The organism is Streptomyces sp. NPDC051662 (assembly GCF_040681655.1).
GTDB lineage: Bacteria > Actinomycetota > Actinomycetes > Streptomycetales > Streptomycetaceae > Streptomyces.
On the sequence record NZ_JBFAZD010000028.1, the window covers coordinates 1 to 20,067 of the forward strand.

Sequence of the window (20,067 nt, forward strand, 5' to 3'; positions counted from 1 at the left end):
GCCTCGTACTGGACGTACTTGGCCGACTCCGACAACGCGGCGAGGTGCGGTGCCAGGCGTCGCGGGCCCGCGAAGATCGACCGGACAGGACCTAGTCGTCCCGAAGAACGGACCCCGCATCCATGACAGAAGAACCAGCATGAGTTCCTGGAGCCGGACACAGCTCCGCGCGATCGCCGAGAACGCGGATCTTTTCGTTTCGCCGTTCCGTGAGGACGGCGCCACCTACGGCACCCCGACCCAGACCTGGGCACTCGTCGTCGACGGCGATGTCTACGTGCGTGCCGCCAACGGACAGCGGTCGACATGTCGTACGGGGCCCGGTCGGCCCGGCGTGGCGCTGTCGGCCACCGGTCACCGGTCAGGCGGGTTTGGGGGATGGGTGGTTGTCGAACAGGCCAGGGGTGTCATGGGTGATGACGTTCTCCTGGGGCGGGACCCTGTCGAGGCGGTAACTGTTGTCAGGGGACGCGTGGTCTTCGTGCCCGAACGAGATGCCGAAGAACAGCTTCAGGTCATCGGGAACATTCAGGACATCGCGGACGGTGCCGGCGTAGAGGCCCAGCACGGTCTGAGGGATTCCGCCCAGTCCCCGGGCGGCGAGGGAGAGCAGGAAGGTCTGGGCGTACATGCCGATGTCGCCGCCCACGCGCACGCCGTCACCGAAGGCGGGAGCGAAGAGCATGGCCACGTGGGGTGCGCCGAAGAACGCGAAGTTGCGCCGGTCTGCCACGCGGCGAGCCTCGCGGTCCGACCGGGCGATACCCAGGGCGTCGTTGCGGGTCTTGGCCTGGTGCCCGGAGCGCTGCGCGTACGGGCCGAAGTACTCGTTCTGGTCGAAGGTGAAGTCGCCGGACACCTCTCCCGCGGCTTCGGCCCGCAGAAGCTCCTTGCTCAGCAGATCACGCTGCCGGCCGGAGACGATGTGGATCTGCCATGGCTGGGTGTTGCAGTTGGAGGGGGCCATCCGTGCGTCCTCCAGCACACCGCGGATCTGCGCGGCGGGCAGCGGATCCGGCAGGAACGCGCGAACGGCGTGACGGGCCCGGACGGCCTCGGTGAAGGAAAGGGTGTCGCCGGACACAATGCTCCTTTTGCGGACGGGGTGGCAGCACGGCGATGTCCGTGCCTGGGTGGGAGGTGCGCACGTGTTGCCGTGCGGCGGGCGCTTCCCGGCTGAGGCTGACGTTCGGTCTCTGGACTCCCGCGATGCCTGTCACATGGCGGCTGCGGGCGGGAATTCGAGGATGAGCCGCCCCCGCAGGCCGCCCTTCTCAAGCAGCCGATGAGCCTCGGGAGCCTGGTCGGCGGGCAAAGCAGCCGCGACGCGGAGGGTGAGCTCCCCTGATTCGACCTGTTCGCGCAGCCGGGTGATGGCCGACTGGTCGGTCGCGCGCGAGCGGACGTTCACGGGATGCACGATGATGCCGCGCCCGGGGTCGGCGTTCCAGAATCGGAGGACCGCGATCTGGCCGTTGTCGCGGATCGTCGGCGCGATCCGGTCGTGCAGCATCGCGCCGTCCGCGACCGCGTCGGCTCCGCCGGGCACAACGTCCAGCACGCGTTGCGCGATGCCGTCGCCGCGCGCGACGAAGATGTCGGCGCCGTGGGAACGCAGCCACTGCTCGTCGTGCGCCGACGCCACCGCCACCACGCGCAGGCCCTCGGCGGCGGCGAGTTCGACGACGTAACCGCCGACGGCGCCGCCGGCTCCCGTGACGACCAGCGTCGAGCCGGGAGCGAGTGCGAGGGAGTCCAGGACGCTCCTGGCCGTCAGCGCGTTCATCAGGAACGACGCCGCCTCCGGGAACGTCGTGCCGGCCGGCTGACGTGTGACGGACGCGGCCGGCAGGACGACGTACTCGCTGTAGCCGCCGTGACGGCCGTAGTTGTCGACGATGCCGATCACCGGCTCGCCCTCGGACAGCCCGTACGTGGCGTTGACGTCGTCTGCGGCCTCGTCGATCGTTCCCGCCACGTCCATGCCGGGAATGAACGGAGGTTCGAGATCGCGGTACCACTCGGCAAGGGAGCCGTCGCGGAGCATGACATCGGCAGGGTTCACCCCGGCGGCACGTACCCGCACCCGCACCTCGCCGGGGCCGGCGTGCGGCTCGGGAAGCTCGACGGGGTGGAGTACTTCCGGGCCGCCGTAGGTGTGAAGGCCGATCGCTTTCATGGATGGGGACTGCCTTGTGCTCATGAGGAGGTGTTCCTTCCGTGGATGCCGACGGCCGGCTCACCCGGCGCCCCTCGGCGAGCAGGGAGCGTGTGGACCGTCTGGCGGTGCTGGTGGTGGGGATACCGCCTGGGCGGTGGGAAGACGCCCCGCGCGTACACAGCGCGAGGGGCCTTCCCCTCAACGCTTGCCGCGCCGTCGGACGGCGTAGCCGTACTGCTCGGGCCAGCGTGGCTCGGCGCCGAGTTCGAGTGCGGCGTGCTGGGGCCAGTAGGGGTTGCGCAGCAGTTCGCGGCCCAGGAGGACGGCGTCGGCCTGTCCGGTGGCGACGATGTCCTCGGCCTGGGCGGGTTCCAGGATCAGGCCGACGGCGCCGGTGGGGATCCCGGTCGCCGCACGCGTCTGGGCGGCGAAGGGCACCTGATAGCCGGGACCGACGGGGATTGTGGCGTCGGGGACCATGCCGCCGGTGGACACGTCCAGCAGGTCGACGCCGTGGGACTGGAGTTCCTTGGCGAGACGGACGGTGTCGTCGCCGGTCCAGCCCTCGCGCTCGTCCTCCGGATTCTCGGTCAGCCAGTCCGTGGCCGACGTGCGGAAGAAGACCGGCAGGTCCTCGGGCCACACCTCGCGCACGGCGTCGACCACCTGAAGGGGAAAGCGCAGGCGGTTCTCGAAGCAGCCGCCGTAGGAGTCGGTGCGGTGGTTGGCGGCCGGGGAAAGGAAGGAGTTGATCAGGAAGCCGTGGGCGCCGTGCAACTCGACCACCTGGAAGCCCGCGGCCAGCGCACGCTTCGCCGACTCGGCGAAGTCGCGGACCAGTTGCTGGATCTCGTCCACCGTGAGCTCGTGCGGCACCGACCGCCCGGTGAACGGCGCCGGGCTGGGCGCGACCGTCTGCCAGCCGCCCTCGGCCTCGGGTATGTACCGGCCGGTGAGCCATGGCTTGTCGACGGATGCCTTGCGGCCGGCATGGCCGAGCTGGATGGCCGCGACCGACCCGTGGGAGCGGATGGCCGCGGTGACACGGGCGAACGCTTGCTGCTGGCGGTCGTTCCACAGACCCAGGTCCCAGGGGGTGATGCGCCCGTCGGGCCGTATCCCGGTCGCCTCCGCCATCACCAGCCCGGCGCCGCCGGCGGCCCGGCCGGCCAGGTGGGTGAGGTGGAAGTCGGTCGGCACCCCGGTCTCCGGCCCGTCCGAGGCGGCGGAGTACATGCACATCGGGGATGTCCAGACGCGGTTGGGGATCTCAAGTGACCGCAGGGTCAGGGCGGTGAACAGGGCACTCACGGGTGGTCCTCATCGATATGGGGATGTACTGGCCCAGGGGCGGGCAACGGCTTGAGTGGTACGGGGTGCTGCGTGCGGTCCTGCCACCGGGCGTGGGGCCGAGCCGCCAGAGGTGCGGGTGACGCGACAGTGCGCGACCACACGGCCTTGGTGCGGGGACAATCCAGCTGGTTGTGGATCGCCGGTGGCGGGTGCGCCGCATTCCATCGGCGCTCGCAGGCCGGCCTGTACCGATGCGGTCAGGTGGCGGCGTCGGGTGCGGGCTGCTGGTGGTTCGTGGCCCAGGAGGCGAGGATGCGCAGCGCGTCATGGGAAGGGGTGCCGGGGCAGGCGGTCAGCACGACGAGTTGCTGCTCGGCGTCGATGCCGGCGGTGAGGGTGTCCCAGTCGAGGGTGAGCTCGCCGGCCACAGGGTGATGGAAGGTTTTGGTGCCCATCGTGCGGGCGGCGACGTGGTGGTCGCCCCACCAACGGCGGAAGTGCGGGTCCTGCACCGACAGCTCTCCGACGAGGGCGGCCAGCCGGGGATCGTCGGGATACTTGGCGGCCTGCATGCGCAGCTGCGCCACGGTGGTGTGTGCGACCTCCTCCCAGTCCGCGTACAAGGTCCTCATCGCGGGGTCGGTGAAAAGAATCCGTGTGTGGTTTCTTTTCCTCTCCGGGATTTCCGCGTAATCGGACATCAAGGCGGCGGCCAGGGAATTCCAGGCGAGGATGTCCGTACGGCGGCCCAGAACAATGGCCGGCGTATCGATCAGATTGTCCAAAAGGCGCTGCAGCGTCGGCTGCACCTTCTGCACGGCACGGCGGCGAGGCCGGGCCTGGTCCTTGCCGGCCAGCTCGAAGAGGTAGTCCCGTTGGTCGTCGTCCAGCCGCAGCACCTGCGCCAGAGCGGCCAGCACCGGCCCTGAGGCCTGGATACGACCCTGCTCAAGGCGGGTGTAGTACTCGGTGCTGATGGCGGCCAGCTGAGCGACTTCCTCACGGCGCAGTCCCTTGACCCGCCTCAGGCCCCCCGTCCCGGGCAGGCCCACTGCGCGGGGGCTCAGTGCGGCCCGGCGGGTCTTGAGGAACTCGCCCAGCTCGTTGAGATGCGCGTTGCGAGTCATACCGGCCAGTGTGGCACCGAGTAGACCGGCAATGGAGGGTAGGGATTTATACCTGGAACCTTTCCTCCGGGTAAGGAATTCTCCTCTCCGCGGATGCGCGTGAAGGTGCGAAAGTCGATGAGGCGGCCGGAAGAACCGGCCAGGGCATCGGCGGCCCAGCGCCGGCGCACCTGACCGGCCCCGCCGATGGCCGGTACGCCCGGCCTCGCCGGCGACGCCACGCATCACCGCACCACACCAGGTGTCGGACGCACATCTGAAAGGCAGGACCCTCATGAGCAAGGTCATTCTCGTCACCGGCGCCGGACGCGGTCTGGGCACCGACATCGCCCGCGAGGCCCTGGCGGCCGGCCACCAGGTCGTCGCCACCGGCCGCCGCCCCGAAGAGGTCGAGAAGACCCTCGGCGGCCCCCAGGACAACCTGCTGGTCGCCCAACTGGACGTCACCAGCCTGGAAGACGCCGAGGCCGCCGCGCAGGCCGCTGTCGACCGCTTCGGCCGTATCGACGTCCTCGTCAACAACGCCGGAAACTTCTTCGCCGGCTACTTCGAGGAGATCACGCCCGCGCAGATGCGCCGGCAGATCGAGACCAACCTCTTCGGCCCGATGAACGTCACCCGCGCCGTCCTGCCCATACTGCGCGAGCAGCGCGCCGGCCACATCATCACGCTTTCCTCCTCCGCCGGTCTGATCGGCCAGGAGTTCTGCGTCGCCTACGCCGCCTCCAAGTTCGGCGTCGAGGGCTGGATGGAATCCCTGCGCTACGACGTCGAGCCCTACAACATCCACACCACGGTCGTGGAGCCCGGCTTCTTCCGCACCGAACTCCTCGTGGACGGCTCCACCATCTGGCCCGAGCCGACCATCGACGACTACGCCGAGCGCACCACGGCCACCGTCGCGTCCTGGAAGAGCATGAACGGCCGGCAGACCGGCGACCCCGCCAAGCTCGCCCGCGCCCTGCTCACCATCGCCGGCCGGAGCAAGCCCCCGCAGCGCTTCGTCGCGGGCGCCGACGCCATCGAAGGCGTGACGGCCAAGGCCCGGGAACTCCTCGCACAGGCCGAAGCCTCCCGCGAACTCGGCGGCGACCTGGGCTACGACGACACCCACGCCTGAACGCCCCGAGCGGCCACCCAGTCAAGGCGCCGAGACGGAGAGAGCGCAGCGAACGTAGTGCACCGGACGCCGCAGGCCCCGCCCTGCGGGCGGACGGCGCTACTTTCGCAACACGCCCCAGTCCGCCCACTCCTCACCGTGCCGGAATCGGCCACGACTACTGGGCTACTCGGCTTCAGCAACGGCCGGCACATGGCGACGAGGCAGCCCCAATTCGCCGTGGTGTCATGCACGCCTGTGAACAGGGGGCTCGGGCCGGCCCGAGCTGGGCCGTTGCCCTGGCACCACCACCCCTTCTCTGACTGGTCGCCACCACGCCGACCGACGTTTGGAGCTACGCACATGAACCCGACCTACAACTTCGAGAACAAGGTGGCGCTCGTCACCGGCGCGGCATCCGGCATGGGGCTCGCGACGGCCCGGGCCTTCGCCGAGGCCGGCGCCGCCGTCGTGCTGGCGGATGTCGACGATGACGCGGTCCGGACCGCGGCCGAGGAGCTGACGTCATACGGCCACCGGGCGATCGGTGTCACCTGCGATGTCACGGACGAAACCCAGACGGCCGCGATGGTGGCACGCGCGGTCACGACGTTCGGCCGCCTGGACATGGCGTTCAACAACGCCGGTGTGCAAGTGCCACCGATGGACGCGGCCGACGAACCGGCTGAGAACTTCGACTTTGTGAACGCCGTCAACCTGCGCGGCATCTGGGCCAGCATGAAGCACGAGCTCCGGCACATGCGCGCACAAGGCAGCGGTGTCATCGTCAACTGCTCTTCTCTGGGCGGGCTCCTGGGTGCGCCGCAGCGCGCGGCCTATCACGCGTCCAAGCACGGCGTGATCGGTCTGACCAAGAGCGCCGCGGTCGAGTACGCCCCCAAGGGCATCCGGATCAACGCCGTGTGCCCCGGCGTCATCGACACCCCGATGGCCGCGGACATGATCGAGAACCAGGCCGAGGCCATGGCGGAGATCATGAAGGAACAGTCCATCGGAAGGCTGGGCCGCGCGGACGAGATCGCCGCAGCCGTTCTCTGGCTGTGCAGCCCGGGTGCCAGTCTCGTGGTTGGTGTTGCTCTTCCGGTCGACGGCGGCTTCACCGCGCACTGACCAACTGCGAGACTCGCGGCAGCCGACCGACGACCGGCCCGCCGGTCGGCACCTGCGGCTACTCCACGACACGCTGCCGGATTGTGGACTGCGGTCGCCGTGGTCTCCCTGATCACCTCAATCAGGCTCTCCGTCCGAATCGAGGAGGTGTCAGACCAGTTCCAGGCCACCGTCGACGGTGAGGATCTGCCCGGTGAGCCAGGTGGTCGCCGGGTCGGAGAGGCGCACGATCCACTCGGCGACCTCCTCCGGTTCGCCGCGACGGCCGAGCGGAATGAGGGCGGCTTCCGCCTTCTTGGCCTGTTCGATGGCCTCGTCGGGAAGGCCCGCGGCGGCCAGCGCCTCGCTCTCGGTCGGGCCGGGGGCGACGGCGTTGACGCGGATGCCCTCGGCCGCGAGTTCAACAGCCCAGCTACGGGTGAGGTGTTCAATGGCGGCCTTGGAGGCCGCGTAGTGGGCGGCGTTCGGGGCGGCCTTGTGGCCGTAGGTGCTGGAGATGTTGACGATCGTGCCCTTGCTCCGGCGCAGGTGCGGCAGGGCCGAGTGTGCCAGCAGGGTCGGGGCGAGGACGTGCAGGTCGAACAGGGCGGTGACGGCTGCGGGAATGGTGTCGGCCAGCGGCATCATACGGAAGACCCCGGCGTTGTTGACCAGGACGTCCAGTTGCCCCCAGCGCTCGACGGCGGTGGCGATCACGCCCTCAGCGGTTTCCGGGGCGCTCAGGTCGGCCGAGTGGACGGTGATCGACGGGTGCCCGGCGGCGGTTTCCTCCAGGGCATCGATGCGGCGGCCGACTGCCAGCACGTTGGCTCCTGCGTTGGCGAAGGCGCGTGCGGTGGCGCGGCCGATACCCGTGCCGGCGCCGGTGACGATGACGACGCGCTCGTTGAGGTCAGCGGGGAGCTTGGTGTTCATGACTGCCTTTCGGTGTTCGGTCGGTGTGCGCTGTTCGTTGAGGGGCGCTCAGTGGCCCCGTACGGGTTGTTCCGATGGGTGTTCGTAGACGGGCGCGAGCACGGAGGGGGCCGGCACGGAGGGGGCCAACTTTCCGTGCCGGTCCGGGTCCGTCTGCTCCTCGTTGCCCGCGCGCGCCGTCGAGGCGCGGCGGGCCCTGGGCAGGAACAGGGCGAGGACGACGCCGATGGCGACCGCGACCGTGGCTATCAGGAAGGAGAAGCGGAAGCCCCGCATGGTCGGGACGGAGACTCCGTCGATGGTCTGCGAGGTGTTGGCCAGCACCATGCCGACGACAGCGCTCGACACGGACGTACCGATGGACCGCATCAGGGTGTTGATGCCGGTGGCCGCGCCGGTCTCCTCGGCCGGGACCGCGCTCATGATGGTGAAGAAGGAGACGCCGATCATGATGGAGACGAGGTTGGTGAACAGCACCGCGGGCCGGGCCGTGGTCCGCAGGTCCACCAGCGGCGCCGACCGGCGCAGTTCCAGCAGGCCCCACAGCACCAGGGTCACGACCGCGCCGGCGAAGAGGCCGAGTGTCGCGGCGGACGTCCAGCCCCAGTCGCCGCCCTTGGTGATCGGCAGCAGCAACATGACCAGCCCGGCGGACAACCCCACCGCGCCCGGCAGATCGAAGGAGCCCTTCGCGCGTACCGTCGTCTCCGGTACGAAGAGCAGCGTGAGGACGATGGCTACCGTGCCGAGCCCCGCGGCGCCGTAGAACAGGACGTGCCAGTCCATGTGTTGGGCGACCAGGGCCGCCGCGGGCAGCGCGAGGCCGCCGCCGACGCCCATCGCGGAACCCATCAACCCCATGGCCGAGCCCAGCCGTTCGCGCGGCAGCGTGTCCCGCATCAGGCCGATGCCGAGCGGCAGCGCGCCGAGTGCGAACCCCTGGAGCGTACGGCCGACGAGCATCGGTAGCAGGGTGCTGCTGAGCGCGCTGATCAGCGTGCCGACGATCATGACGGTGAGACTGAGGATCAGCATCCGCCGCTTGCCGTGGAGATCGCCGAGGCGGCCCATGATCGGGGTGGCGACCGCGCCCGAGAGCAGCGTCGAGGTCACGACCCAACTCGCTTCGCTGGGCGCGGTGTTCAGCAACCGCGGGAGATCTTTGATGACCGGGACGAGCAGGGTCTGCATCACCGCGACGGCGATGCCCGCGAAGGCGAGCACCGGGACCACGGTTCGGCCCGCGCCCCGGCCGGGCTGGTTGTTCGGGGTGTGCGTCATTGGGCGGGGCCTCCGGGCCGACGAGGTCGGCTTCTGAACGACTGGGTCCGAACGACTGGGACTGAGTGAGTGGATCTGGGCGAGGGGCCGCCGCGCACGGACTGCCGTCGTGGCGAACGCGGCGGTGCCCACACGTTCGGGTCCACACGTCCGGGTCCACACGTCCGGGTCTATACGTCCGGCTCGCTCGGGTCCGCCCGCCGGTGGCCCCAGTAGCTCGCCGCGTCGTAGCGGGCCGGCGCCCAGGTGGCGTCGTCGACCAGCTTGCCGCCGAACCCGTACTCGACCTGGAAACCGGAGGGCGTCACCACGTAGAAGGACAGCATCTCGTCGTTGGTGTGCTTGCCGAAGGTCGCCGCGATCGGGGCAGCGCCGTCCTGGACCTTGTCCCAGGCCCGTCCCACCAGGTCGAGTTCGGTGACCTCGAACATCAGGTGCCCGAAGCCGGTCAGGCCGGGGACCGAGGCGTAGGCGAAAGAGTGGTGACGCTCGTTGGCGTGGAGGAATGTGCCGCTCGCGCCCGGGGCGAACTCGATGAGGTCGCTCAGTCGGAAGCCCAGGATGTCCTGGTACAGCCGGCCCTGGGCCGCGCCGTCGTCGGTGAACTGGAAGACGTGGCCCATCCCGCCCCGCCCGGTGACGAAGCGGGCCCCGGTGGGCGAGACGAACCGCTGCCGTGCCTCCAGCAAACCCCAGAAGAGTTCCAGGCGTTGGCCCGCGGGGTCGTCGAACTCGACGAGCCCGCTGACCTGACGCCTCGTCACCGCGTCGTCGGTCGCCCGCTTGACGGAGTAGCCGTTGCTCTCCAACCGCGCCGCGATCTCCTCCAGTTCCTTCGGGCCCTTCACCTCCCAGCCGATCGCGGTGACCTGGTCCGTGTCGCCACGGCGGATGTCGAGGCGGTACGCCTTCTCGTCCATCCGCAGCAGGAGCCTGTCCGGTGTGTCCACGGTCGGCTGCAGGCCGAGGAGATCACGGGCGAACTTCCGCCATGCGTCCAGGTCTTGAGCCTCGACGACCACATATCCAAGACCGATGACCTCAGCCATGATCCGTCCTTCCTTCTTCCTCGATGTTCTGCCGGATTCCTTGAGGTTCTGCCGGGCTTCGGTGCCCGTCGCGTTCACGGCGCGGAGACGAAGTCGGCGACGAGACGGTTGAACTCGTCGGCGTGTTCGAGCTGGAGCCAGTGGCCGCACCGGTTCATCAGGACCATGCGGGAGTCGGGGATCAGCGAGACCAGCTTCAGCGAGTTCTCGAAGTGCACGACCCGGTCGTCCCGGCCGTGGAGGTGCAGGGACGGGACCTGGATCGCGGCGATGTCGTCCGCGGTGATCCCGCGGGGCATGTCGGCACCGAGCCCGCCGGCGAGGAAGTTGGCCAGATGGTCGGGGCGGCGACGGGCCTCGTCCGAGCGCCGGCGGACCAGCTCGTCGGTAGCGAAGGCGGAGTCGTACGTCATGATCTCGACCAGCTCGCGGATCGTCTCGGGCGAGGGGTCGCGGTAGCCCTTGAGCAGGACCTTCAGACCCTCGCTGGGGCCGGCCGGGCCGAAGAGCGACAGGCTCACTCCCGGGGCTCCGGAGCCCATCGTGACCAGGCGCGAGATCCGGTCGGGGTGCCGGACCGCGAAGGCGACGGAGATGAGGCCGCCCAGCGAGTTCCCGACGAAGGCCGCCTTGTCGATCTCCAGGGCGTCCAGCAGTTGCAGGGCCGCTTCGACGTGGTCACGGTCCTGCGGCGCGACGGCGTCGGAGGCGCCCCAGCCCGGCATGTCCACCGCGATCACCCGGAAGCGATCGGCGAGCGCCGCCATGTTGGGACCGAAGTTGCTCCAGCCGGTGGCGCCCGGGCCACTGCCGTGCAGCATCAGGATCGGCGGGCCCTCGCCCGCTTCGTTGTAGTGGATCTTCCAGCGCTTCGTCCGGACGGTACGGCTGGTTCCCTCGGCCGTCAGCGTCTGCGGCATACGTCACTCCTACGTGATTCGTGCTCACCGTTCGGACCCTGGCCGACGGCCTCGGGCCGACTGCGGATCGGGTGAGCCGACCTGACGTTCACCCTGCTCGCGGGGCACAGGCCACCGGAAGGGCGCTGTTCCACATCGCGGCACACCTGTGAGCCGGCCACCCGTCATCGCCTTGACAGCCGCCCCGGACAGGCGTAGATGTCGTACATGTAAATGGTCATTTACATGCTGGGTGTCGGCGAGGGAGGCGACTTAGGTGAGTGTTCTGATCAGTGTTCCCGCCGATGTGTCGGATACGAGGTCGGGGCAGGCCGAGGCCAGAACGGGCTTGGCGGACACCTCGGCCGCGAAGGTGCTGGTCCTGCTCGACGCCTTCCGGGGACCGAAGACGGTCCTGGGTGTGACGGAGCTCGCGCACATGGTCGGGGTCCCGAAATCGACCGCACATCGACTGTTGTCGATCATGGTCGAAAGTGGGTTCGTCCGGAAGATCGGCGGGCGCTACTGCCTCACCGAGCGCCTCTTCGAGGTGGGGAACCGGGCCGGCTCCGGCGCCATCCGGTCCACCGGACTCAGACGCCGGGCGATGCCCTACCTGACCGAGCTGTACGCCGGGAGCCGGGACACCGTGCACCTGGCCATGCTCAGCGGCACGGACGTGCTTTACCTGGAGAAGCTGTTCGGGCACAACACCGGAAGTTCTCCCACGGCCGTCGGAACGCGGCGGCCCGCGCATGCCACCGCGTTGGGCAAGGCCATGCTCGCGTACGCCTCGGACGAACAACTGAATCCCGTCATGGCCGGCGCGTTCCAGCGGTTCACCGCGCGGACGATCCACAGCGCCGGCCGACTCGAACAGGAACTGGCACGGGTACGGAAGGAGGGGCTCGCTTACGACGAGGGCGAGTTGCGGGACGGCATGCACTGTGTCGCCGTACCGATCCTCGATCCCGAGACCCGTACATCCGTCGCGGCGGTCTCCGTCTGTTCCTTCCGCCCGCAGAGCCTCAAGCGGTACGCACCCCGGCTCATCTCCATGGCCCGCGACCTCTCCCGGGCCGCCGCCTGACTGTGCCGCCCCGTGGAACGCCGCTGTGTGCCGCGGCGAACGGTTCGCCGACCATCGGGGCATGACAGAGACCATCACCCCTTCGGAACCGGTACTGGAGGAGGCCGCCCGGCGGCTGCTCGACGCCGAGGCACTCCGCACACCCTGTGCACCCGTACGGGACCTCATCGGCCGCGACGACCTCCAGGCCGCCTATGACGTCCAACGGCTTGTCGTCGCGGCGCGGCGTGCTCGTGGCGCGGTCGTTGTCGGGCGGAAGATCGGTCTGACCTCGGACGCTGTTCAACAGCAACTGGGCGTGGACAAGCCGGACTTCGGCATTCTCTTCGACGACATGGCCTACCTCGGCGGCGACACGATTCCGATCGACTCGATCATGCAGCCGCGTGCCGAGGCGGAAATCGCCTTCGTGCTCGCCGAGGATCTGTCCGACGGCCCTCTCGACGTCGCGCGGGTGCGGACCGCGGTCGACTACGCGGTCGCGGCCCTGGAGATCTGCGGGAGCCGGATCCGGAACTGGGACATCAGCTTCGCCGACACGGTGGCGGACAACGCGTCCAGCGGCGCCTTCGTACTGGGGCCGCGGCGCATGCGTCTGCACGAGTTCGAGCCGAAGGACGTCGTGATGTCGCTGTCGATCGATGGCGCGGAGGCGGCGACCGGGAACGGTGCGGCCTGCCTCGGGGACCCGCTGGAAGCCATGGCATGGCTGGCCCGCCAGGCCCGGGACCTGGGCGAGCCGCTGCGCGCCGGCCAGGTGATCCTCTCCGGCGCCCTCGGCCCGATGCGGCCCGTGACCGCCGGCGATCAGGTGACGGCGAGGATCTCGCCTCTCGGCGCGGTGACCGTGAGCTTCGCTGAAGGAGAATCGTGAGCGATACACATGTAGCGATCATCGGCTCGGGCAATATCGGCACCGACCTGATGATCAAGGTTATGCGGACGGCCAAGAACCTTCGGATGAGTGCCCTGGCCGGCATCGATCCTGCTTCCGACGGCCTCGCGCGGGCGGCCCGTCTGGGCTTCGCCACCACGGCCGGAGGCGTCGAAGGGCTGATAGCCCTGCCCGAGTTCGCCGATATCGACATCGTCTTCGACGCGACGTCGGCGAAGGCCCACGCGTACAACTCCGACAGGCTCGCGCCCTACGGTAAGCGGCTCATCGACCTGACGCCCGCGGCGATCGGCCCGTACGTGATCCCGGCGGTCAATCTGAGTGTTCACCTCGACGCCCCCGACGTGAACATGGTGACCTGTGGGGGACAGGCCACGATTCCGGTCGTGGCCGCCGTCTCCCGTGTTGTTTCGGTGGCGTACGCGGAGATCGTCGCGTCCATCGCCGCCAAGTCCGCGGGTCCCGGTACTCGCGCCAACATCGACGAGTTCACCGAGACCACGTCGGCGGCCATCGTCGAGGTGGGCGGGGCCCGCCGGGGCAAGGCGATCATCGTCCTGAACCCTGCCGAACCGCCGCTGATCATGCGGGACACCGTGTTCTGCCTGGTCGACGCCCCCGACCTGCGACGGCACCAGGAGATCCGCGAGTCCATCGAGAAGATGGTGGCCGACGTGGCGGCGTACGTTCCCGGCTATCGCCTCAAGCAGGACGTCCAGATCACCGAGATCCCCGCCGACCAGCCGGTCCAGACCCTGAGGGAGAGGGGCGCGACCCGGCCCACCCATCAGGTCTCGGTGTTCCTCGAAGTCGAGGGCGCCGCACACTACTTGCCGGCGTACGCGGGCAACCTCGACATCATGACGTCGGCGGCTCTCCAGGTCGCCGAGCGAATCGCCGCCGGAACGGAGGCCCGATGACCGCCTCGATCTTCGTCCAGGATGTCACCTTGCGCGACGGCATGCATGCCGTCCGTCATCGCATCGCCCCCGAGAAAGTCCGCCGAATCGTCACGGCTCTCGATGACGCCGGCGTCGACGCGATCGAAGTCGCCCACGGGGACGGTCTCGCGGGCGGGTCACTCAACTACGGCCCCGGTTCGCACACCGACTGGGAGTGGATCGAAGCCGCGGCCTCTGTGCTCAAACGGGCTCGACTGACGACCCTGCTCCTGCCCGGGGTCGGTACGATCCACGAACTCAAACGGGCTTGGGACCTGGGTGTGCGTTCCGTTCGGGTGGCCACGCACTGCACCGAAGCCGACATCGCCGCGCAGCACATCGCCTCGGCCCGCGAGATCGGGATGGACGTGTCGGGCTTCCTGATGCTCTCCCACATGGCCGAGCCCCGGGAACTGGCACGGCAGGCCAAGCTGATGGAGTCCTACGGCGCGCACTGTGTGTACGTCACCGACTCCGGCGGCCGGCTCACCATGAAGGACGTCGAGGCCAGGGTCCGCGCGTACCGGGAGGTCCCGGACCCGGCGACCGAGATCGGCATCCACGCCCACGAGAACCTCTCTCTGTCCGTCGCCAACTCGGTCGTCGCCGTCGAACACGGTGTGTACCGGGTCGACGCCTCGCTCGCCGGCCATGGCGCGGGCGCGGGCAACTGTCCCATCGAGGCGTTCATCGCCGTCGCGGATCTGTCCGGACTCCAGCACGGCTGCGATCTGTTCAAACTCCAGGACGCCGCCGACGACCTGGTCAGACCCTTGCAGGACCGTCCGGTCCGGGTCGATCGCGAGACGCTCACCCTCGGCTACGCCGGCGTCTACTCGTCCTTTCTGCGTCACGCCGAGAACGCCTCCCGGCGCTACGGCGTCGATGTCCGCGAGCTCCTCATGGAGTGCGGCCGGCGAGGGCTGGTGGGCGGTCAGGAAGACATGATCATCGATATCGCCCTCACCCTGCTCGCCGCGCGCACCCCGGCCGCCTGACCAGGCAAATCCCCCGCCCGCGGGTCCGGTCCGACGATACGGCGCCGATCTGTTCCACCTCTTGGAACGGGACTGTTCGCCTTCCGGACCCGCTGCCGCAGGCTTCTCTTCGAAAGAGTCGCATCGCCTCCACCAGGAGCGGACATGATTGACCTGAACACCATGGTCGACCCCGATCGGGGATGGAACGATCCGCGGATCTACACGGATCAGGACCTGTACGAGCGCGAGCTGGAGTACGTCTTCGGGCGGACCTGGCTGTTCCTCGCCCACGACTCCCAGCTGCCGAAGCCTGGCAGCTTCATCCAGACGTACATGGCCGAGGACCCGGTTCTGGTGGTCCGTCAGCGGGACGGGTCCGTGAAGGCGTTCCTGAACCAGTGCCGGCACCGGGGCATGAGGATCTGCCGGACGGACGCCGGTACCAGCAAGACCTTCACCTGCACGTACCACGGGTGGGCCTACGACCTGGCGGGCAACCTGATCAACGTACCGCTGGAGGAGGTGGCCTACCGCAACGAGATCGACAAGAGCGAGTGGGGCGCACTGAAGGTCCCGCGGATCGCGAACTACCGGGGCTTCTACTTCGGCACCTGGTCGGAGGAGACCCCCGAGTTCGAGGACTACCTCGGCGACATGGCCTTCTACTTCGACGCGGTCGTCGACCGCTTCGCCGCCGGCCTGGAACTGGCGCCGGGAACCACCAAGTGGGTCATCGACTGCAACTGGAAGTTCGCCGCCGAGCAGTTCGCCAGCGACATGTACCACGCGCCCGTCTCACACGCCTCCGCCATGATGGCGCTGACGGACGACCCCAACGCCTCCGGCGGCAACCCCGACCAGAACGCCCCCGGCCGCCAGTTCGGCGCCAACGGACACGGGTCAGGGGGCTTCTTCAGCCCGCGGGCCGTCATGCCGGCGCCGTACCTCGGAGACGCCACGTACGCCTGGATGAAGACCAAGGAAGAGGAGCACATCGAGCAGGTCGGGATCGACCGGGTGCTGAAGGTGAACAACCACAACACGATCTTCCCGAACTTCTCCTGGCTCGCCTTCGGCCTCTCCACGATGCGCGTGTGGCACCCGCGCGGACCCGGGCAGATCGAGGTATGGGCCTGGAGCTACCGCCCCAAGGACGCTCCGGACGACGTCAAGGCGGAGATGCGGAGGATGACCCAGCGGACGTTCAGCCCGGCCGGGTCGTTCGAGACCGACGACGGCGAGAACTGGACCGAGATCCAGCAGGTGCTGCGCGGTCACAAGGCCCGTACCACCACATTCCACACGGGCATGGGCCTCGGCCACGACGAGCAGGACGTCCACGGTCTGCCCGGCTCGTCCAACCATGTGTACGCCGAGCACGCGGCGCGCGGCTTCTACCGCCGGTGGCGCGACCTGGTCACCGGCACGCCCTGGGCGCGGATCCAGCAGCCGGACCGAGCACGGGACGCCGCGGACTCCGCCCTCGCAGAGAAGGCGTGACCACCATGACGACCATCGACCGCACCGAGACGCCGGCCACGGTGTTCCGCACCACTGACCCGCAGACCCAGCACGACGTCGAGCAGTTCCTGTACGCCGAGGCCGAACTCCTCGACCAGCGCCGCTTCCAGGAGTGGATCGACCTCTTCACCGAGGACGTCCACTACTGGCTGCCCACCCGGACCACCCGCACCAACCGGGAACGCCACCACGAGATCGCGGGCGAGGACGAGAGCGCCCTCATCGACGACGACAAGTACTTCCTGACCGGCCGGGTACGCCGCTACACCTCCGGCATCTCCTGGTCCGAGGAGCCGCCCTCCCGCACCCGCCGGCTCATCACCAACATCCGACTCGCCCCGGGCACCGAACCCGGCGAGCTGGATGTCGTCTCCAACTTCTATGTCTACCGCAGCCGTCTGGAACGTCACCAGGACTGGTTCATCGGCGAACGCTTCGACACCCTGCGCCCCGCCGGCCCGGACACCGGCTACCCCTACCGGATCGCGTCCCGGAAGATCGTCCTGGAGCAGACCACACTTCTGGCACCGAGCATCAGCATCTTCCTGTGAGCCGCGTCATGACCCAGCACACGCTTCCCCCGGCCCTGCCCGACCTCCCGGACCGCACATGGGTCCGCGCCTGCGCGGTGGACGAACTCCCCGAGGACGAAGGGCGCAAGCTCGCCACCGTTCCCCTCACCTCCGTCTTCGCGGCGGAGGGCGAGGTGTTCTGCATCGACGACACCTGTACGCACGAGACCTTCTCGCTCGCGGACGGGTGGGTCGAAGGCGGCGTCGTCGAATGCACCCTGCACATGGCCAAGTTCAGCCTCCGCACCGGCGAGGTCGTCTCACCCCCGGCCACCAGGCCCGTGGCCGTCCACCCGGTGGACTGCGTCGAAGGTGTCGTCTTCGTCGCGCTCCCCCGGAACTACCTCGTGAAGGAGGACTGACCATGGCACGGCTCGACAACGCGTCCGTGGTGGTCACCGGAGCCGCATCCGGCCTCGGCCGGGCCATCGTCGACCGCTTCACCGCCGAGGGCGCGAGTGTCGTCGCCTTCGACCGGTCGCGGGAGAAACTCGACAGACTCAAGGCCGAACTCGGCGAGTCGGTGGTCACCGTGGTCGGTGACGTGACCAGCTACGAGGACAACCTCCGTGCCTGCGAGGCCGCCGTCGACTGGCGTGGACAACTCGACACGTTCATCGGCAACGCGGGCCTGTGGGACTTCAACCGCTCGCTCGCCGAGAGCGATCCGCGGTCCCTCGCCTCCGGGTTCGACGAACTGTTCGCGGTGAACGTGAAGGGCTATCTGCTCGGAGCCAAGGCCGCACTGCCGGCCCTGACCGCCTCCCGAGGATCGATCGTGTTCACGTTGTCGAACGCGTCGTTCTACCCGCGCGGCGGCGGTCCCCTGTACGTCGCCTCCAAACACGCCGGCGTCGGACTGGTCAGGCAACTGGCCTACGAACTCGCCCCCGACGTACGGGTGAACGCGGTCGCCCCGGGCGGCATGGCCACGGACCTGCGCGGACCCGGGTCGATGGGCCTGGCCGACACCTCCATCGAGGACGCCCTCCCGATCCGGGACGTCATCCGGACCTTCTCGGCCCTGCAACTCGACATCCGGCCCGAGGACTACGTCGGCTCGTATGTCCTCCTCGCCGCACGAGAGGAGTCCGCCACCGCCACCGGGACCGTCATCGACATCAGCGGCGTCGGCACGCCCAGCCGGTCCGCGGCTCCGTGAACCGGCCGGGGTGATCCCCGGCAATCCACGTACCTTGAACGAGAGGGCCATCGTGTCCAAGACCCACCACGTGATCGTCGGCGGAAGCATCGCCGGTGTGTCGGCCGCCATGGCGATGCGGCGGAGCGGATTCGACGGAACAGTCACCGTCGTGGACGCCGAGCCGCTCCTCCCGTACGAGAAGCCGCCCCTGTCGAAGACGCCGGACCCGGAACAGGCCGTGCGGCCCATCCTGCCGGAGGAGCGCTACCGGGAGCACGGCATCGACCTGGTCATCGGCCTACGGGTGCACCGGCTCGACGACGAACTCCGGCGGGTCGTCCTGGCCGGCGGCGGCGAGCTGCCGGCCGACCGGGTACTGCTCACCACGGGCGTCTCCGCACGCCGACTGGGCACACCCGGGGAGCGGTTGGACAACGTACACACCCTGCGCACCGCGGCCGACGCGCGACGCGTCTTCGCCGGTCTGCACCGGGGCGGCCCGCTGGTCGTGGTCGGCGGCGGCTTCATCGGACTCGAAGCCGCCGCGGTGGCCCGGACGATGGGCATCGACGTCACGGTCGTCGAGGCGACGGAGCTCCCTCTGCTCGGCCCGTTGGGCCCAGCGGTCGCCCGGCTCATGACCCAACTGCACTGGGACAACGGCGTACGGGTCATCAGCGGCCGGACCGTGGAGAGGTACGTCGGCCACGGTTCCGTGGAAGAGGTCGTTCTGGCCGGCGGCGAACGGCTGCCCGCGGCCACCGTGGTGGTGGGCGTCGGGGTGGTCCCGAGCGATCAACTCGCCGCTGCCGCCGGCGCCACCGTCCACGGCGGGGTCGTCGTGGACGAGTACGGCCGCACCGATCATCCGTGGCTCTGGGCGGCCGGCGACGTGGCCAACCGGATCCACCCGCGCACCGGCGTCCGTGAGCGGATCGAGCACTGGGACGTCGCCATGCGCCACGGCGCGGCGGTGGGCGCGTCGATGGCCGGCCGGCCCACGATCAACGATGCGGCGCCCTACTTCTGGTCCGACCAGTACGGCAAGTCGTTGCAGATGTTCGGCCGGGGACGCGGGTCCGACCAGGTGGTGGTGCGAAAGGAGGCGACTCCGGAGCGGTTCGTGGCCTTCTGGCTCCGGGCGGGTCGGCTCGCCGCCGTCGCCGGACTCGACGAGCCGAAGGCGGTCCGCGCCGCGAAGGCGATCCTCGACATGGACGCCGTAGTGGCGCCCGAGGTACTCACGGACCCGTCGACCGACCTGCGGGCACTGGCCCGCCGACTCGCACGCCCCGCGGCCGTCCCGGCCCGGAGTCTGCCCGTCAAGACATGAATGACGATTGTGGCAGACTGGTTCGTATGACTGCCGCAGGTCCATCGGACGGGACGCGACGGGCTCGTCCGAAGGGGCGTGACGCACACCGTGCCAAGGACTCCGCCGCGACACGCAACGACATTCTGCGAGCGGCGGCGCGGCGGTTCGCGGATCATGGTTTCGCCCATGTGACCCTCCAGGACATCGCCGAGGACGCCGGCGTCACACCGGCCCTCGTCAACCGGTACTTCGTCTCCAAGCGGGCGCTCTTCGAGCTGGTGGCCCAGGCTCACGTCGACGAGGCACAACCCCTGACGGACATCGGCGAATTCGCGTCCGACCTCATGGCCTACTGGCAGGACGTCGACCGCAGAACACCCGCACTCGCCCTCGTCCGGTCCATCGACCTGGACGGCGGGAAGCTCCTCAAGCACGAGCTGGAACGAAGGGTGCGGGGGCACTGGCGCCAGTTCCTCGCCGGGGATCCGGAAGCGGCGGCCAAGATCCGCCTGCTTGAATCCCTGACCCTGGGCCTCGGCCTCTTCGGCATCGGCGCGCTCCTGGGCGAGGAGGAGGGCCTGTCCTCCGAGACTCTGATCGCGATGGAACGCCGGCTCGCTCTGATGGTCGAAGCGTGCCTGAGCGACTGACGGT

Annotated in this window: 20 protein-coding genes and 1 pseudogene; 13 read left to right on the forward strand and 8 right to left on the reverse strand. The window is 69.2% G+C overall.

Features of this window, described 5'->3' with window-relative positions; all coding sequences use genetic code 11:
- Positions 1–139 precede the first annotated feature (139 nt).
- A pseudogene (locus AB0M67_RS33210) lies at positions 140–292 on the forward strand (DUF2255 family protein); the annotation flags it as partial.
- A gap of 69 nt (positions 293–361) precedes the next feature.
- Here AB0M67_RS33210 and AB0M67_RS33215 read toward each other — a convergent pair.
- From AB0M67_RS33215 to AB0M67_RS33230, 4 genes are all read right to left on the reverse strand, one after another.
- Positions 362–1,084 carry a nitroreductase gene (locus AB0M67_RS33215; RefSeq protein ID WP_365751282.1) on the reverse strand — a complete coding sequence of 241 codons (723 nt, stop codon included), beginning with the start codon at positions 1,082–1,084 and terminating at the stop codon, positions 362–364.
- Between the two features lie 132 nt (positions 1,085–1,216).
- Positions 1,217–2,203: an NADP-dependent oxidoreductase gene (locus tag AB0M67_RS33220; protein ID WP_365751283.1), complete on the reverse strand. Its 987-nt coding sequence runs from the start codon at positions 2,201–2,203 to the stop codon at positions 1,217–1,219.
- 156 nt (positions 2,204–2,359) lie between these two features.
- On the reverse strand, positions 2,360–3,472 hold the full coding sequence (locus tag AB0M67_RS33225; protein ID WP_365751284.1) for an NADH:flavin oxidoreductase/NADH oxidase: 1,113 nt from the start codon (positions 3,470–3,472) through the stop codon (positions 2,360–2,362).
- 239 nt (positions 3,473–3,711) lie between these two features.
- On the reverse strand, positions 3,712–4,581 hold the full coding sequence (locus AB0M67_RS33230) for a helix-turn-helix transcriptional regulator (RefSeq protein WP_365751285.1): 870 nt from the start codon (positions 4,579–4,581) through the stop codon (positions 3,712–3,714).
- A gap of 274 nt (positions 4,582–4,855) precedes the next feature.
- Here AB0M67_RS33230 and AB0M67_RS33235 point away from each other — a divergent pair, with 274 nt between their 5' ends.
- Both AB0M67_RS33235 and AB0M67_RS33240 read left to right on the forward strand, forming a co-directional pair.
- Positions 4,856–5,701 carry an SDR family oxidoreductase gene (locus AB0M67_RS33235; RefSeq protein WP_365751286.1) on the forward strand — a complete coding sequence of 282 codons (846 nt, stop codon included), beginning with the start codon at positions 4,856–4,858 and terminating at the stop codon, positions 5,699–5,701.
- A gap of 342 nt (positions 5,702–6,043) precedes the next feature.
- Positions 6,044–6,811, forward strand: coding sequence for a glucose 1-dehydrogenase (locus tag AB0M67_RS33240; protein WP_365751287.1), 768 nt, complete (start codon positions 6,044–6,046; stop codon positions 6,809–6,811).
- 150 nt (positions 6,812–6,961) lie between these two features.
- Here AB0M67_RS33240 and AB0M67_RS33245 read toward each other — a convergent pair whose 3' ends face one another.
- From AB0M67_RS33245 to AB0M67_RS33260, 4 genes are all read right to left on the reverse strand, one after another.
- Positions 6,962–7,726 (reverse strand): SDR family oxidoreductase, encoded by a 765-nt coding sequence (locus AB0M67_RS33245; protein ID WP_365751288.1) that lies wholly within the window; start codon positions 7,724–7,726, stop codon positions 6,962–6,964.
- A gap of 48 nt (positions 7,727–7,774) precedes the next feature.
- Positions 7,775–9,007 carry an MFS transporter gene (locus AB0M67_RS33250; RefSeq protein ID WP_365751289.1) on the reverse strand — a complete coding sequence of 411 codons (1,233 nt, stop codon included), beginning with the start codon at positions 9,005–9,007 and terminating at the stop codon, positions 7,775–7,777.
- A gap of 170 nt (positions 9,008–9,177) precedes the next feature.
- The gene (locus tag AB0M67_RS33255; protein WP_365751290.1) at positions 9,178–10,056 is read right to left on the reverse strand and encodes a VOC family protein; all 879 of its coding nucleotides are present in this window, start codon (positions 10,054–10,056) and stop codon (positions 9,178–9,180) included.
- Between the two features lie 74 nt (positions 10,057–10,130).
- On the reverse strand, positions 10,131–10,976 hold the full coding sequence (locus tag AB0M67_RS33260; RefSeq protein ID WP_365751291.1) for an alpha/beta hydrolase: 846 nt from the start codon (positions 10,974–10,976) through the stop codon (positions 10,131–10,133).
- Positions 10,977–11,232: 256 nt separating this feature from the next.
- Here AB0M67_RS33260 and AB0M67_RS33265 point away from each other — a divergent pair, with 256 nt between their 5' ends.
- The 10 genes from AB0M67_RS33265 (at position 11,233) to AB0M67_RS33310 (ending at position 20,063) form a co-directional block, all read left to right on the forward strand.
- Entirely contained in the window at positions 11,233–12,045 is an 813-nt protein-coding gene (locus AB0M67_RS33265) for an IclR family transcriptional regulator (protein WP_365751292.1), read from the forward strand.
- Between the two features lie 61 nt (positions 12,046–12,106).
- Positions 12,107–12,919 carry a fumarylacetoacetate hydrolase family protein gene (locus AB0M67_RS33270; protein WP_365751293.1) on the forward strand — a complete coding sequence of 271 codons (813 nt, stop codon included), beginning with the start codon at positions 12,107–12,109 and terminating at the stop codon, positions 12,917–12,919.
- Entirely contained in the window at positions 12,916–13,860 is a 945-nt protein-coding gene (locus tag AB0M67_RS33275) for an acetaldehyde dehydrogenase (acetylating) (RefSeq protein WP_365751294.1), read from the forward strand. The genes AB0M67_RS33270 and AB0M67_RS33275 overlap by 4 nt, the downstream gene beginning before the upstream one ends.
- Entirely contained in the window at positions 13,857–14,879 is a 1,023-nt protein-coding gene (dmpG, locus tag AB0M67_RS33280) for a 4-hydroxy-2-oxovalerate aldolase (protein WP_365751295.1), read from the forward strand. The genes AB0M67_RS33275 and dmpG overlap by 4 nt, the downstream gene beginning before the upstream one ends.
- Before the next feature lie 144 nt (positions 14,880–15,023).
- On the forward strand, positions 15,024–16,361 hold the full coding sequence (locus tag AB0M67_RS33285) for an aromatic ring-hydroxylating dioxygenase subunit alpha (RefSeq protein WP_365751296.1): 1,338 nt from the start codon (positions 15,024–15,026) through the stop codon (positions 16,359–16,361).
- Positions 16,362–16,366: 5 nt separating this feature from the next.
- A complete protein-coding gene (locus AB0M67_RS33290; protein ID WP_365751297.1) occupies positions 16,367–16,933 on the forward strand; it encodes an aromatic-ring-hydroxylating dioxygenase subunit beta in 567 nt (188 codons plus the stop codon).
- A gap of 8 nt (positions 16,934–16,941) precedes the next feature.
- A complete protein-coding gene (locus AB0M67_RS33295) occupies positions 16,942–17,316 on the forward strand; it encodes a non-heme iron oxygenase ferredoxin subunit (RefSeq protein ID WP_365751298.1) in 375 nt (124 codons plus the stop codon).
- 2 nt (positions 17,317–17,318) lie between these two features.
- Complete coding sequence (gene hcaB / locus AB0M67_RS33300) at positions 17,319–18,116, forward strand: 3-(cis-5,6-dihydroxycyclohexa-1,3-dien-1-yl)propanoate dehydrogenase (RefSeq protein ID WP_365751299.1); 798 nt, start codon at positions 17,319–17,321, stop codon at positions 18,114–18,116.
- Positions 18,117–18,168: 52 nt separating this feature from the next.
- Complete coding sequence (locus tag AB0M67_RS33305; protein WP_365751300.1) at positions 18,169–19,431, forward strand: FAD-dependent oxidoreductase; 1,263 nt, start codon at positions 18,169–18,171, stop codon at positions 19,429–19,431.
- A gap of 26 nt (positions 19,432–19,457) precedes the next feature.
- Positions 19,458–20,063 carry a helix-turn-helix domain-containing protein gene (locus AB0M67_RS33310; RefSeq protein ID WP_365751301.1) on the forward strand — a complete coding sequence of 202 codons (606 nt, stop codon included), beginning with the start codon at positions 19,458–19,460 and terminating at the stop codon, positions 20,061–20,063.
- The last annotated feature ends 4 nt before the right edge of the window (positions 20,064–20,067 follow it).

Coding starts and splice junctions, on each gene's coding strand:
- AB0M67_RS33220 (WP_365751283.1), bottom strand. CDS start 2,203: ATGAGCACAAGGCAGTCCCCATCCATGAAAGCGATCGGCCTTCACACC.
- AB0M67_RS33230 (WP_365751285.1), bottom strand. CDS start 4,581: ATGACTCGCAACGCGCATCTCAACGAGCTGGGCGAGTTCCTCAAGACC.
- AB0M67_RS33235 (WP_365751286.1), top strand. CDS start 4,856: ATGAGCAAGGTCATTCTCGTCACCGGCGCCGGACGCGGTCTGGGCACC.
- AB0M67_RS33240 (WP_365751287.1), top strand. CDS start 6,044: ATGAACCCGACCTACAACTTCGAGAACAAGGTGGCGCTCGTCACCGGC.
- AB0M67_RS33245 (WP_365751288.1), bottom strand. CDS start 7,726: ATGAACACCAAGCTCCCCGCTGACCTCAACGAGCGCGTCGTCATCGTC.
- AB0M67_RS33250 (WP_365751289.1), bottom strand. CDS start 9,007: ATGACGCACACCCCGAACAACCAGCCCGGCCGGGGCGCGGGCCGAACC.
- AB0M67_RS33255 (WP_365751290.1), bottom strand. CDS start 10,056: ATGGCTGAGGTCATCGGTCTTGGATATGTGGTCGTCGAGGCTCAAGAC.
- AB0M67_RS33260 (WP_365751291.1), bottom strand. CDS start 10,976: ATGCCGCAGACGCTGACGGCCGAGGGAACCAGCCGTACCGTCCGGACG.
- AB0M67_RS33270 (WP_365751293.1), top strand. CDS start 12,107: ATGACAGAGACCATCACCCCTTCGGAACCGGTACTGGAGGAGGCCGCC.
- dmpG (WP_365751295.1), top strand. CDS start 13,857: ATGACCGCCTCGATCTTCGTCCAGGATGTCACCTTGCGCGACGGCATG.
- AB0M67_RS33285 (WP_365751296.1), top strand. CDS start 15,024: ATGATTGACCTGAACACCATGGTCGACCCCGATCGGGGATGGAACGAT.
- AB0M67_RS33290 (WP_365751297.1), top strand. CDS start 16,367: ATGACGACCATCGACCGCACCGAGACGCCGGCCACGGTGTTCCGCACC.
- AB0M67_RS33295 (WP_365751298.1), top strand. CDS start 16,942: ATGACCCAGCACACGCTTCCCCCGGCCCTGCCCGACCTCCCGGACCGC.
- hcaB (WP_365751299.1), top strand. CDS start 17,319: ATGGCACGGCTCGACAACGCGTCCGTGGTGGTCACCGGAGCCGCATCC.
- AB0M67_RS33310 (WP_365751301.1), top strand. CDS start 19,458: ATGACTGCCGCAGGTCCATCGGACGGGACGCGACGGGCTCGTCCGAAG.